The 13,304-nt window shown below is 59.0% G+C and carries 12 protein-coding genes; 7 read left to right on the top strand and 5 right to left on the bottom strand.

Annotated elements, in window-relative coordinates:
* Positions 1 to 139 precede the first annotated feature (139 nt).
* The 4 genes from ABD796_RS08550 (at position 140) to alr (ending at position 4,219) form a co-directional block, all read left to right on the top strand.
* Positions 140 to 418: a hypothetical protein gene (locus tag ABD796_RS08550; RefSeq protein WP_344905874.1), complete on the top strand. Its 279-nt coding sequence runs from the start codon at positions 140 to 142 to the stop codon at positions 416 to 418.
* Between the two features lie 209 nt (positions 419 to 627).
* The gene (locus tag ABD796_RS08545) at positions 628 to 1,707 is read left to right on the top strand and encodes a D-alanine--D-alanine ligase family protein (protein WP_344905870.1); all 1,080 of its coding nucleotides are present in this window, start codon (positions 628 to 630) and stop codon (positions 1,705 to 1,707) included.
* Positions 1,704 to 3,095, top strand: coding sequence for a UDP-N-acetylmuramoyl-tripeptide--D-alanyl-D-alanine ligase (locus ABD796_RS08540; RefSeq protein ID WP_344905867.1), 1,392 nt, complete (start codon positions 1,704 to 1,706; stop codon positions 3,093 to 3,095). The genes ABD796_RS08545 and ABD796_RS08540 overlap by 4 nt, the downstream gene beginning before the upstream one ends.
* Positions 3,092 to 4,219: an alanine racemase gene (gene alr, locus ABD796_RS08535; RefSeq protein WP_344905864.1), complete on the top strand. Its 1,128-nt coding sequence runs from the start codon at positions 3,092 to 3,094 to the stop codon at positions 4,217 to 4,219. The genes ABD796_RS08540 and alr overlap by 4 nt, the downstream gene beginning before the upstream one ends.
* 77 nt (positions 4,220 to 4,296) lie before the next feature.
* Here the strand turns inward: alr and ABD796_RS08530 are convergent, their stop codons facing one another.
* The 5 genes from ABD796_RS08530 to ABD796_RS08510 form a co-directional block, all read right to left on the bottom strand.
* Complete coding sequence (locus tag ABD796_RS08530) at positions 4,297 to 4,743, bottom strand: carboxymuconolactone decarboxylase family protein (RefSeq protein WP_344905861.1); 447 nt, start codon at positions 4,741 to 4,743, stop codon at positions 4,297 to 4,299.
* An 82-nt stretch (positions 4,744 to 4,825) separates the two neighbouring features.
* Positions 4,826 to 5,689 carry an RNA polymerase sigma factor SigJ gene (gene sigJ / locus ABD796_RS08525; protein WP_344905858.1) on the bottom strand — a complete coding sequence of 288 codons (864 nt, stop codon included), beginning with the start codon at positions 5,687 to 5,689 and terminating at the stop codon, positions 4,826 to 4,828.
* A gap of 169 nt (positions 5,690 to 5,858) precedes the next feature.
* A complete protein-coding gene (locus ABD796_RS08520; RefSeq protein ID WP_344905855.1) occupies positions 5,859 to 7,199 on the bottom strand; it encodes a DUF4129 domain-containing protein in 1,341 nt (446 codons plus the stop codon).
* Entirely contained in the window at positions 7,196 to 8,401 is a 1,206-nt protein-coding gene (locus ABD796_RS08515; RefSeq protein WP_344905852.1) for a DUF58 domain-containing protein, read from the bottom strand. Before ABD796_RS08515 ends, ABD796_RS08520 begins: the two co-directional genes overlap by 4 nt.
* 5 nt (positions 8,402 to 8,406) lie before the next feature.
* Positions 8,407 to 9,372 (bottom strand): AAA family ATPase, encoded by a 966-nt coding sequence (locus tag ABD796_RS08510; RefSeq protein WP_344905849.1) that lies wholly within the window; start codon positions 9,370 to 9,372, stop codon positions 8,407 to 8,409.
* A 178-nt stretch (positions 9,373 to 9,550) separates the two neighbouring features.
* Between ABD796_RS08510 and ABD796_RS08505 the strand changes: the two genes are divergently transcribed.
* The 3 genes from ABD796_RS08505 (at position 9,551) to ABD796_RS08495 (ending at position 13,235) form a co-directional block, all read left to right on the top strand.
* The gene (locus ABD796_RS08505) at positions 9,551 to 10,447 is read left to right on the top strand and encodes a CPBP family intramembrane glutamic endopeptidase (protein ID WP_344905846.1); all 897 of its coding nucleotides are present in this window, start codon (positions 9,551 to 9,553) and stop codon (positions 10,445 to 10,447) included.
* A gap of 204 nt (positions 10,448 to 10,651) precedes the next feature.
* On the top strand, positions 10,652 to 12,082 hold the full coding sequence (gene cls / locus ABD796_RS08500) for a cardiolipin synthase (RefSeq protein WP_344905843.1): 1,431 nt from the start codon (positions 10,652 to 10,654) through the stop codon (positions 12,080 to 12,082).
* 142 nt (positions 12,083 to 12,224) lie between these two features.
* Positions 12,225 to 13,235, top strand: a complete 1,011-nt coding sequence (locus ABD796_RS08495) for a protoglobin domain-containing protein (RefSeq protein WP_344905840.1) — start codon at positions 12,225 to 12,227, stop codon at positions 13,233 to 13,235.
* The last annotated feature ends 69 nt before the right edge of the window (positions 13,236 to 13,304 follow it).

Genomic DNA, 13,304 nt, shown 5'->3' with positions numbered 1-13,304 from the left:
AGCCCGGCGATGACAAGTAAAGACAATCGAAGCACACCCAAAAGAAAGCTCCCCGAGGAGCTACGGCGATACAGTCGATCGGATGGAACGATGGGTTCCGCGCTTAAACAACGAAGGAAAACCCAGGAGGATACCGAAATTGGAATTGGATAAGGGAAACACGGTGGAACCGGCAGTAAAGGAAAAGCCGGAGCGCCGCAAGAAGCGCATATGGAGCGTCTTCGTACAGCCGCTGCTTATTGCGGGATGTTTGTTTTTTTGGCTCGTCTTTACCCCGATGGGCCAACTGGTCCACGTGGTCGTCTGGTGGAAAACGGTGACGGTGCAGGAGGCCAACGTGTATTTTGCCGTCATGTCGGCGGCCGCTGCGCTGATCAGCCTGATGCTGAGCCGACGCACTCCGAGGGCGGAGGGCTGACGGAAATAGGATAGAAGCAAATAGAAGTCTCCAAACCTGCCTAAGAAGTGGGGATGGAGGCTTCTGTTTGTCATGCAATGGGGACTTGTGGGGCACCCCTTTTACGTTTCGTTACGAAATTGATAAGCTTTTCTTTAGATTTTCGATGTGAAATTGTTAAAAGTTGTCCCGCATAATGGAACCATTCCAACAGACAGGCGGGACGATTCATGAAAACAAATATATATGTCATATATGGCGGACAATCCCCCGAGCACGACGTCTCGTTAAAAACGGCGTTTTCCCTTATCAATCATCTGGACCGAAGCCGTTACGGCGTATACCCGATCTACATCGAGCCCCAGGGCATGTGGCGGGGAGGGGCCGAGCTGACGGTTCCGGTCGACAGCGTGGAGGAGCTGCGGCTGGAGGCCGACGACTGTTCCTCGATGAGCGCTATTTTGAAGCAATGGTATAACGGAGATCGAAGCAAGCATATCGTCTTCCCGGCACTCCATGGCCCGAACGGCGAGGACGGGACGCTGCAGGGCATGCTGGACATGCTGAACGTCCCTTACGTGGGCAACGGCGTATTCGCTTCGGCGGCCGGAATGGACAAAGCGGCAACCAAGCGCCTGATGGAGCAGGCGCGCATTCCCCAAGCGGCCTACCGGGTTGTGACGGAGCAGGAATGGGTCGACGAAGGAGAAGCGCTCGTCTTCGATATCGAGGACGGACTGGGATATCCTTGCTACGTCAAGCCGGCCCGCATGGGCTCCAGCATCGGCATCGAACGGTGCGTCGACCGCTCCGCGCTGCGGGATGCCGCAGCGGGGGCGTTCCGGTACGACCGTAAAATCGTCGTGGAAAGCGAAGTCGTCGGAAGAGAAGTGCAGTTTGCCGTCCTCGGGAACGATCGGCCGTACTGCTCCGAGGGGGGCGAATTCGAGCGGGAGCTGGACTTCTTCAGCTACTCGCGCAAATACGGCAGCGGCAAGCTGACTATGCGGATTCCGGCGAGGCTGGACGCACAGGTGCACGAGCAGCTGCAAAACATGGCGCTGAAGGTGTTCCGCACGCTGGATGGTGCCGGATTGATGCGCGTCGACTTCTTCGTTACCGATGAAAACCACATTTATTTCAACGAAGCGAACACGCTTCCCGGTTTTACCGAAAACAGCATGTACCCGGCGATGCTGACCTACAACGGGCTGTATTCGTTCTCCGGGCTGCTGGACGAATTGATCCGGCTTGCCCTGGAACGGTTCGCGAACACAAGACAAGGCCAGACGGGGGGGACGGGATCATGATCAGACGAACGATACGCGACATAGCCGCGATGATCGGTGCGGATCACGCGACCGATCTGCCGGAGACGTCAGTCCAGGGCGTGTGTACGGACACCCGGACCGTGACTCCGGGCGCATTATTCGTCCCGATTCGTGGACCGCGGTTCAACGGGCATCACTATGCGGCCGATGCGCTGGCGAAGGGAGCGGCTGCCGCGTTATGGGAGAAAGGGGAGCCGGGACGGCCGGACCATCCGGCCGTCATCGAGGTGGACGATGCGTTGGCGGCGCTTCAGCGGCTGGCACGGGAATATCGGCGTCAGATCGGCGCCACGGTTATCGGCATTACCGGCAGCAACGGCAAAACGTCGACGAAGGACATGCTCGCCGCGCTGCTTTCGACTACGTTCCGTACGCACAAAACGAACGGCAACCTGAACAACCATCTGGGCGTGCCGCTTACACTGCTGGGTATGGAGGAAAATACGGAAATGGCGGTCGTGGAGATGGGGATGTCCGCGCTCGGGGAAATTGCGGCATTGGCGACTATCGCCGAACCCGATGCGGCGATCATTACGAGCGTGAGCGAGGTGCATCTTGGCGATTTGGGCACAAGGGAGCGCATCGTGCAGGCGAAGCTGGAGATCGTCGGTCCGCTGCGCCCCGGAGGCTTGCTGGCTTATTGTGGGGACTACCCGCAGCTGGAGGAGGAGATCGGCCGATCCGGCTTTCGAGGCAAAAGGATCGCTTACGGCGTGCAGCCGTCCAACGAGCTGCGCCCGCTGCATTGGCGCGCCGACGATAGCGGCTTCGCCTTCGTGCTGGACGAGCGGGAGCCGGACAAATTCGCTGCGCCGATTCATGGCAGACACCAGATGGTGAACGCGCTCGGCGCGATTGCCGTGGCCCGCCATTTCGGAGTGCCCGAGCAGTCGATACGCGAAGGGCTGTACGGCGCCGCCTTGAGCGGCTTGCGCAACGAGGTGGTGCGCGTCGGCGAATGCCTCATCCTGAACGATGCGTACAAATCGAATCCGGCCAGCGTCCGGGCAGCCTTGCAAACGTTATACGATTTCCGCAAGCCGAAGCGAAAAATAGCCGTGCTTGGCGATATGGTCGAGCTGGGAGAGGAGTCGGAGCAGTTGCACCGCGACTTGGGCCGGGAGCTGGATCCCGGGCGGATCGATCTGGTCGTGACAGTAGGAGCGTCGGCAGCCCGTATGGGGGAAGAAGCTGTACCGCGCTTCGGCGCAGACCGTGTCGCCATCTGCGCCGACAAGGAGCAGGCGATTGCGCGCTTGCTGCGCGAGACGCTGGACGATTGCGTCGTGCTGCTCAAGGGCTCGAGGGTGTTGGGGCTGGAGTCGATTGAGCAAGCGCTGCGGGACAAAGGAGCGGTTGGGCGATGAAGATATCGTCCCCGGTGAGAGAGGCCGCCTGGATCGAGCTCGATCTTCGCGCCATGCAGGACAATATGGCTGCCATCCGCGGCAGGCTGCCGCAGGACTGCGCGTTCATGGCGGTGCTCAAGGCCGACGGCTACGGCCATGGCCTGCAAGCCACCGCGCGGGCTGCGACGGAAGCGGGAGCGGATGCGATCGCCGTCGGAACGCTGCGGGAAGGGCTGCTGCTGCGGGAGTCGGGTATCCGCCTGCCGATCCTGGTTTTGACGCCGTCTGATCCGGACAAGGCGGAACTTGCGGCCGAATGCCAAATTTCCTTGCCGGTATTCTCCGCGGAAGGATTGGAGGAGATGCAAAATAGCCGCAGGAGCGGCCGGCGGCTGAACGTTCATCTGAAATTCGATACGGGGATGGGGCGGTTCGGCATTCGCGACGAACGCGAGCTGGCCCGGCTGCTGCCGATGCTGCAATCCGGCAAATTCGCGTTGGAGGGCGTATACACCCATCTGGCTGCGGCCAATCAGGCGGATACGGGGTTTGTCCGGGAACAGCTGGAACGGTTCGCCCGTATGCGCAGGCTGGTCGAAGCAGCGGGCTTTACGGGCTTCATTGCTCATTTCGCCAATAGCGCAGCGGCCATCCGTTTTCCCGGGCAGGCGCTCGATATGGTGAGGGTGGGGGCATCTTTGTTCGGCATTACGCCGATTGACGGACAGGAGGCAGGAACGCCTGAAGTCCCGCTCCGGCCTACCTTTTCGCTGCATACGCGCATTGTGCACGTCAAGAGGATCGAATGCGGAGAGAGCGTCGGGTACGACCGGTCATATATCGCGGACAGCGATCAGTGGATCGCCACGCTGCCGATCGGCTATGCCGACGGCTGGTCGCGACGGTGCCGCGGCATGCCCGCACTTGTCAACGGGCAATGGGCGTACGGGGTCGGCAATGTCTGCATGAATCAGACGTTGATCCGGCTATCCGAATATGTTCCGGTCGGAACTCCCGTAACGCTGATCGGCGTAAACGGCGGCCAGTCGATCGCTCTCCGCGAGGTGGCGGAGGCGATGGGTACCATCTCGCAGGAAGTATTGACCAGCCTGGGCAACCGATTGCCGCGCCTATACACATAATGTAGACTGCGATAACCGAGCTACGCCCCCCGGACGCAAGTCCGGGGGGCGTAGTCGTGAGATCGAGTTTATGCCGTTTAGTCGGCTTTAGGCGGCATCAGCCGAGTCGTGACGCCTATCCGGTTCCAAGCGTTGATCACGACGATCTGCATCACAATTTCCGACGTTTGCTTCTCGTCGAAATAATGCCGCACCTCATCGTACACGTCATCGGGCACATGGGTGTCGGCGACTAGCGTGACAGCTTCGGTCAAAGCGAGTACGGCTCGTTCTTCCGGTGTAAAGAAGGACGTCTCCCTCCATGCGTTCAACGCGTAGATGCGCTGCTCCGTCTCGCCCAGCTTGCGGGCGTCCCGGGCGTGCATATCGATGCAGAAGGCGCAGGAATTGATTTGCGAGGCGCGGATTTTGATCAGCTCGCGCAGCGGCTTCGGAATACTGGCACCCTCGATATAGGCCTCGAGTCCGAGCATAGCCTGATAAGCGGCCGGGTTGACGCTGTTCATGAGAAAACGGGTTTTCATATACAATTCCTCCTGTCCCGTAAGGGATGTTGTCGTTTCATAGGATAAGACAACATACAGGACGGTTTTGTGACACCCCGCATTACTCGCCGATTAATTTATCCGGATTGGAGACGGCGTATATGCGTGTAATAAGGCCCGTTTGGGGATCGAAGGAGAAGCTCCATATGGCGTCAGGCATAAAAGTCCGCCTGACGCGCATGCCGGTTTCGCCATTGACGGTGACGGGATCGACTCCATCGGCAAACGCGCGCTTGCGGGCGATGCCCGCAAGGAAGGCGCCGACCCGCTCGATGCCGGCAAGCGGACGCATGGCGGACCGCACCTTGCCTCCTCCGTCCGTCATCAGAACGACGGAATCTGCCAGCAAACCGATTGCCGTGGCAATGTTGCCTTGTCGCATCGCTTCGATAAAGGGCCCGACGTTCGATCGCTCGGTTTCCCCGCTTGAAACCGCATCGTATCCGGCTTCGGTTATTTTGCGCCGCGCGCGGCTCAATATTTTCCGGCAATTGTCTTCGGTTTTGCCGATAATCCCGGCGATCTCCGCATACTCGAAGTCGAAAGCCCCGCGCAGCACGAAGACGGCCCGTTCCATCGGCGAGAGCAGCTCCAGCATAACAAGATAGGCGTAGCGGATTTCTTCCGCCAACTCCAGCCTATAGCCGGGCTCGGCTTCCGTTCCGGCGTACAGCGGTTCCGGCAGCCAAGGCCCAGGGTACAGCTCCTTGCGTTTTTTGGCGGATTTCAGGCTATTGAGGCAGCGGTTGGCCACCGAGCGGGAGAGAAAAGCTTTCAGATTGTCAATGCTGTCCGGATCGACCGAATGAAGCGAGACGAAGACGTCCTGAACGGCATCCTCGGCTTCCGTGCGCGATCCAAGCAGCCGGTAGGCGATCGAGAACAACAGCTTCCGGTACGTCTCGTACGCCGACTCCATATTCATGGGGAACCTCCTAGTTAGCGGAAAGTTGAAGAAGCGGCCGGCTCCGGACGGGCGCAGCGTGGCGGCAGCCACAGCTGGACGTCGGAACGGCAAACCGCAAGCAGACTTCTCCCGTCGCGGTCGAAGGGGAAGTCTGCTTGTCGGTGGAGAGGAGCGGACGGGAGCGCCGTTACATACGGTTTTTACCGTCCGGACGAAGCATACTGCGCAAGGCGGCGGCCTGCTCGTCGGTTATATCCTTGCCGCCATAGCGGACTTCCTCGTACAGCGGGATAACCTCGCTTTCGTCGCTTCCGAGCGGTGCGCGGCGGGTCAGCTCCTGGCGCGTTTCGCGCGGTGTCCGGCTCTCGTCGTGCTTGTAACCGGCGGCGATCCGCCGCAGCAGCAGGAGGCGGTAAGCGTACCGCACCCGCTCGCGGTTGTCGGGCAGCTCCTCCCAGCCGGGAAGCCTGCGGAACGTATCGGCCAGCCGCGAGGTCCATTGTTTGCTCTTGGCGCGTACCCATTCCCTGCCGTCAAGCAGCGATTGCTTCTCGTCCACGTAGCCCGCCTCGTTCGAGTTGTCCAGCCGCTCGCCATACCAGCCGAGCAGCCGCCGGAGCCACCGTCTGACGTATTTGCTCGCGATATAGAGAAGCCAACATGCTCCGGCGGCAAGCAGGAGCGCCACGACTACGTAGAGCACCTTTTCCAGCAGGAGAGCCAAGGCAGACGGCTGCCCGGGAGGGAGTAGGCCCGACATATCGGGTGGCGGCTCGGCCGGGGGAGGCTGCCCGCCCTCATCCGAAGCGAACAGGCTCAGCAGCTTGCGTATGAGACCGATAACCCCGAAGAATACATACAGCGCGGCCCGTTTAACCGCGGACGCGATAGCGCCGATGGAAGCGATCAGTACGATGGCGGCGAATACGGACAGGACGAGCGTCCGGTTGCGCCAGCGCGTTTCGGCGCTTACCCGGCGCTTGCCGTCCTGTGGCGAACCGGACGATTGGCCGGATAGGCTCAGACTGTTCGTCCGGTATAACGCGGCCCCCAGCGCGACGATGCCCAGTACCGTAACCGAGACGGAGTAAGGAGCGGTCGTCTCGAAACGCGGAACCAGCAGAGAAGCGATAAAGTAGCCGAGCATGCCGATCCACAGAAGGCCCGAAGGGAACGAACTCGACCAGCCCCACAGCCGGTTCTGGCTGCCGCGTATCCATGACAAGATCCATAATGCCCCATTAAGCAGGAAGATCGGTATGGCCGGCCAGGAGGCGTACCAGGCGATCAGGCCGGGAAGGGCTATGGCCGTCAGCAGAGACAGCCACTTGCGCGTCGCAGGAAAGGTGTCGTGAAACGCGAATCCGGCGAGATAGAAGACGGATACAATGGCGAGCCAGATCGAAAAGACCGGGGCCATATGGGGGACGAGCGCATACAGGACGACGACAAACGGGTAGTACAGCAGCAGCTCACCGAGACCTTGGCACCAGGCAAGCATCAGGCGTTTCAATCGGTTTCCGCTCATAACGACTCCACGCTCCCCGCCGATTTCGCCGAAGCGACCGCAACATAACCGGCGGATGCATCGGGCTCGCTTGTCGAGGCGGAAGAGGACGAAACAGGATAGTCGTAGGAAGGCAGCGGTTCGTCGGTCAACGGTACGATCCGTACCGCGTTGCCGTTCAGCCGCAGCCGCTCGAATACACCTTCCAGCTTATCGCTTACATAGGAAGTGAGGATGATGTAATCGGTGCCGGACACTCCCTGCAGCAGATCGTGCTCCATAAATTCGGCGAAATCTTCGGTCCGCTCGATTTGCAGCATCGCCATCGCCTCGTACAGATCGGCCAAGTGGGCGTCGCCGCCTGAAGGCAGGATGCGTACCGGCTGCCTCGGCAGGTCGATAACGGGGCCGTTGCAAGCGAAGCCGGTATCGATTCCTTGCGCAAGGCATGATTCGGCGATGGCCGCGGCATAAGCGATTCCTTTTTCGATCCGTTCGGGCATCGTCACAGCCCCCCACATCGTTTCCGTAATTTCCATATTGAGCACGATCATAATCCGGTGGTCGGCGGTGAAATCCCGCCGGTGCACCTGAAGCGAGCCTGCCCGAGCAGTAGCGCTCCAGTTGATCATATTCATCGTGTCCCCGTAGCGGTATGGCCGCACCCCGGCGATCCGGAACGGATCGTCGACGATCCAGCGCTGCACCGAAACGTCGCCCTGCCAGCTATGAGAGGGCAACGGGATGTCGCCGAGCGGGATTCTCGGCGGATAGACGAGCAGACGCGTCTGTCGTTCGAACGACAACATCCGGTACGTCGTGAACAGACCGAGCAGATCGCCGCTCGTCATCGTCGCCGATTGCAGGTCGTAGCAGCCTCGTTTCAGGCAGAGGATGCGGTGACGGCGCGTAATTTGCGTATAGGGCATCAGACTGAACAAGCTCCGGTGATTTTGAAACAGTTCCCCGCTCGAAATATCCAGATTCGCTTGGCTGTGAAAACGCAGGCCGGACTGCATCAGCGATTCCAGCCGCAGCCACGGAAGCGGCAGCAGCTTGCGGTTGGCAATAACCTCGATCAGCTGCACTTCTTCCCCCTGAAAACAGGCGGGAACATCGAAGCGACGACTGTAACGGACATGACGCAGACCGAGCCATTGGTACAGTTTCCCTTGCGCAAACAGCACGAGCGCGGTGACGAGCAGCAGCCAATGTACGCTCATACGGATCAACCCGGCTTTTCCGAGAGATCTTCCGCCGGTACGGGAAGCTCGCGCAGCAGCTGATCGAGGACCGCTTCGGCCGCATGCTCCTTCAGCCGCGTCGCATGCCGGAGCAGCAGACGGTGGGCGAGCACCGGCTTGGCCATCGCCTTAATATCATCAGGCAGCACGTATTCGCGTCCTTGCAGAATAGCACGCACTTGCACGGCTTTGAGCAGCGATTGGCTGCCGCGCGGGCTTACGCCCAAAGCGACGTCGGCATGGCTGCGCGTCTTCTCCACCAACTGTACGATGTAAGCGAGCAGCTCGTCGTGGACAATGACTTGCGAGTACGCCTGCTGGGCTTCCGCTATCGTCTCGCCGTCGGCTACGCTCTCCAGCGCATCGAGGGGATTGTCCTGCTTGAACCGTTTCAAAATATCGATGCCGTCCTCGCGCGTCGGGTATCCCATGCGCACTTTCAGCAGGAAACGGTCCAGCTGCGCCTCCGGCAGCGGAAACGTCCCCTGATTTTCCACCGGATTTTGCGTGGCGATGACCATAAAGGGCCGACTTAGGCTGCGCGTCTCGCCGTCGATGCTCACCTGCCGTTCCTCCATGCATTCCAGCAGGCTCGATTGCGTGCGCGGCGTTGCCCGGTTAATCTCGTCGGCCAGCAAAATGTTCGTAAAGACAGGCCCGGGACGGAACTGAAACTCCCCTTCCTTCTGATTGAAATAGTTGATCCCGCTCAAGTCGGAGGGCAGCAGGTCCGGGGTAAACTGGATGCGTTTGCACGAGCAGCGCAGCGATTTGGCCATCGCTTTGGCCAGCATCGTCTTGCCGGTGCCCGGCACATCCTCGAGCAGCACGTGCCCGGAGGCGATCAGCGCGATCAGCAGATGTTCGATAACCTCCTCCTTGCCGACGATCACTTTGCCGATATTGCGCTTCACGTCTTGCGCCAACAGGCGAATATCCGCTACTTGCATAGAAGGGCACGCTCCTTTGGTGGGCAGGTATGTAAACTGCGGCTGAATCGCGGTCGTTCCCCCTTAAATGACGCCGATAAAGGTTTTTCTTATTTTACCATACATTCAGTGGTGTGTATAAAATCAAACAGGTACAATGGGATGGATAATGCTTGAAAGAAAGGGAGGGATTTGTCCTATGGAGAAAACCGTGCAGGCCGCCGTCGTAGTGGGCAAAATCGGGTTGGCGTTCGTGATGGCCTTCGTGCTGACGCTGATCGGAATGATCCCGGTGGTGGCGATGCTTGCCGTCGGCCAGGGAGACGGAGCGGACGGGACGCTTACGATCGAAAAGCTCGTTTCCGATCCAACCTTTGTATACGGCTCGACGATCGCACAGGCTGTCGGCTTTATCGCCGCCGTCCCCCTGATGTACGCGCTGTTCGAGCGCCGGAATCGCTGGCCGATCGGCTGGAAGAAACGGGGGGCAACGGCCGATCTGCTGCGGGGAGCGATGATGGGTATCGTGCTGATGTCGGCGATATTTGCGGTTATGTGGATCGGCGGCGCGGTACGGATCGTGTCGTTCAGTCTGGATGCTCCGATAGGGAGAGAGCTTGCCGCATATGTGCTGTTTTTTGCCCTCGTCTCACTGAACGAAGAGCTGTTCAGCCGTGGCTACGTGCAGGGACTCATCCGTCATCGCTTCGGTGCGATCGCGGCCGTGGGCTGCTCCTCCCTGTTTTTTGCGCTCATGCATGCGTTCAACCCTGGTGCGCTGGCGCATCCGCTGCCCTTATTCAATATATGGGTCGCGGGCATTTTGCTTGGCATATGCCGGGAGGTGTCGGGATCGCTCTGGCTGCCGATCGGACTGCACTGGACATGGAATTACGTACAGGGCAACATATTCGGCTTCGAAGTATCCGGTACGAAGGTGATAGCTCCGTTGAAGCTGGAGCCGTTGGGCTCAAGCGTATGGTCCGGCGGTTCGTTCGGGGCGGAGGGAAGCCTGATCGCGACGGTAGTCATGGCGACGGCTATTTGGTATTTGTGGATAAGGAGCAGCAAGCGGCGCGGCATCGAAGCGAAATAAGCGTCAGGGATAGTGGGGGGGCCTTCAGGGACAAAAGAGATGTCGATCGAAACGCGCGCGGTGACCGGAACGGAGGCGAATAACGGAACGTCTGCCGGCGAATGCTAGTATACAAAGGGACCGCTAAGGACATGACGGTTGAGGTATGGCTTGGTTCGCATGGCATTTATCGACTGATCGATAGGCCGGGAGGTGAAGGCGGTTTTGCTCTGGGTAAGCATTGCATTGGGATTGTTTATATTCCAAATCGCTACCATTCTCGTGCTCGATTTCCGCAATCCGTCCAAAGCGGTAGCCTGGCTATCGATTTTGTTCATTTTTCCGGTGATCGGCTTTTTCATGTATTATTTCTTGGCCAAGGAGTATAAGCAGCGTAAAAAAATGCAACGGAAAGACCGCAGAGTGATCAGCGAAATCCGCCGCGCTCACCGGGTGAAGGCGGAAAAAGCGGCTGCGGGAGACGCTGCGCGCCGTTGCGAAATATTCGGCGAGCACCGGCTGCTCGGTCTGCTCAGCAACATTCCTGGCTCGCCGATAATCTCGGGCAACCGAATCGAGCTTTATGATAAAGCGGAAGAGCTGTATACGGACTTGTTGAAGGGGATGGAACTTGCCCGCTCCTTCATCCATGTCCAATTTTATATTGTGCGGGACGACAAGGTCGGCGAACGGTTCAAGCAAATGATGATCCGCAAAGCCCGGGAAGGGGTTGCCGTCCGGCTGCTGTACGACGGCGTCGGCAGCTACAAGCTCGGGCGACGTTATATCGAGGAATTAAAGCGGGCCGGCGTGGAGGTGCACGTCTTCCTGCCGCCTTTGATCGCGTTCTTCGACAAGCGGATCAATTACCGCAATCACCGCAAAATTGTCGTCATCGACGGCAAGGCGGGCTACCTGGGCGGCATCAATATCGGGAACGAGTATATCGGGGGCGATCCGAAGCTCGGCTATTGGAGAGATACGCACATCCGCATCGAGGGGGGCAGCGTTTACTACATGCAGCATACGTTCGCCGCGGACTGGGCGTTTGCAAGCGGTAAAACGTTGATCGATCCGAAATATTTCCCCGAGCAGGAGCAGGTAGGCGACGAGACGGTGCAACTGATCGCAAGCGGCCCGGACGCACCGTGGGATGCCGTTCTCGAAGTGTTTTTCGGAGCTATGGCGGTGGCGCGCAACCGCATTTACATAACGACACCGTACTTCATTCCCGATTCGAGCATTGCGATGGCGCTCAAGACGGCTGCCGTCAGCGGAGTAGACGTGCGTATTATTTTGCCCGGCGTGCCCGATGCGCGCATCGTTCATTGGGCGTCGTTGTCCTACGTGCCGGAGCTGCTGCAGGCGGGGGTACGCTTTTATCAATACCAGAAAGGGTTTATTCACGCCAAGACGCTAATTATCGACCGGATGCTGGCGACGGTCGGCACGGCCAATATGGATATGCGCAGCTTCTTCAGCAATTTCGAGATTATGGCCGTCCTGTACGACCGCAGCACGATCATCCGGTTGGAGCGGCAGTTTTTGACCGATGTGGCCGACAGCAAGGAGATCAAGCCGGCCGAGTTCGAGAGCCGCTCGAAGTACCAAAGGGCGAAGGAAGCGGCCGCTCGCATGCTGGCTCCGTTGTTCTAACGGGACTTGGGGCATATCCGGCAGGCGCAGTTAGATTAAGATTTTGCGAAAATTGTCGCTTTCCCTCCGAAAATGGAAGGATAACCCTGCCTTCATGTCGAATGATGACTTTTAGGCAGCTGCCATCATCAGGGGGGACATTATGATTTCATTATCGGAAGCAAGGAAGAAGCAGGTCGATTTTATCGGACTGACCGATGCCGACCTGAACCGGCTGCAAGCGAAGCAGCCGCAATTCGAGCGGGTGGTCCAGGCGCTGGTGGACGAGTTGTACGAGCGCATCTCGGCGCAGCCGGAGCTGCTAGAGATCATACGGACGCACAGTACGCTGGAGCGGTTGAAGCAAACCCAGCAATGGTACTTTTTATCCATTGCCTCCGGGGTGTTGGACGAGGAATACATAGGCAGAAGGATACAGATCGGGGAAATTCATTCCCGCATCGGTTTGACCAGCGAGTGGTATCTGGGTACGTACATGCTTTATTTGAATTTGGCCACCGCCCATTTCCAGCAAGTCATGCCCGACGATTGGCAGCAGGTCGTCTTTTCCGTATCCAAAATGTTCAACCTCGATTCGCAATTGGTTCTGGAGGCGTACGAGCGATCGGAGAAGAATAAAGTCGAGCGCCTTGTCGAGGAGCAGCAGGACATATTGCAGGTCGTGACGACGGCGGTACAGGAGCTGGCGGCGATGATGGTGGAGCTCGGTGAAAGCAGTCAGGCGGTTGCCGACACGGCGGAACGGACGGCGGCCTCTCAGGAGAACGCCAACGAGCTCGTGCGGGAGCTGACCGACGAGATCGCGCAAATTCACGGGATGGGCGAGCTGATGCAGGAAATATCCGATCAGACGCACTTGCTTGGTCTGAATGCGGCGATAGAGGCGGCGCGGGCTGGCGAGCACGGACGGGGCTTCGAAGTAGTGGCCAACGAGGTACGCAAGCTGGCGTCCCGCTCCAAGGATGCACTCGTTCAGGTCGAGGATAAGCTGGGGGCGATTGCCGCCAAGCTGGAGCGGGTCCGTTCGGAGTCGGAGCAGACGGCGTCCCATGCCCGGATGCAGGCCAGCAGCTCGAAGGAATTGTCCTCTTTCGTGCTGATGATCGAGCGGGTGACGGCGGAGCTGGAAGGCTTGAAGAAGACGGCGGATTAACCTTGAATCCGACAACAGAAAGGAACGGCAAGCGGCGAAGCTTCGGGGCTTCGGCGACTGCCGTTCTTT

This window comes from Paenibacillus hodogayensis (assembly GCF_039536325.1).
Taxonomy (GTDB): Bacteria; Bacillota; Bacilli; order Paenibacillales; family NBRC-103111; genus Paenibacillus_AB; species Paenibacillus_AB hodogayensis.
The sequence above is the reverse complement of the archived record's forward strand: the minus strand, read 5'-3'. Positions and strand labels throughout refer to the sequence as shown.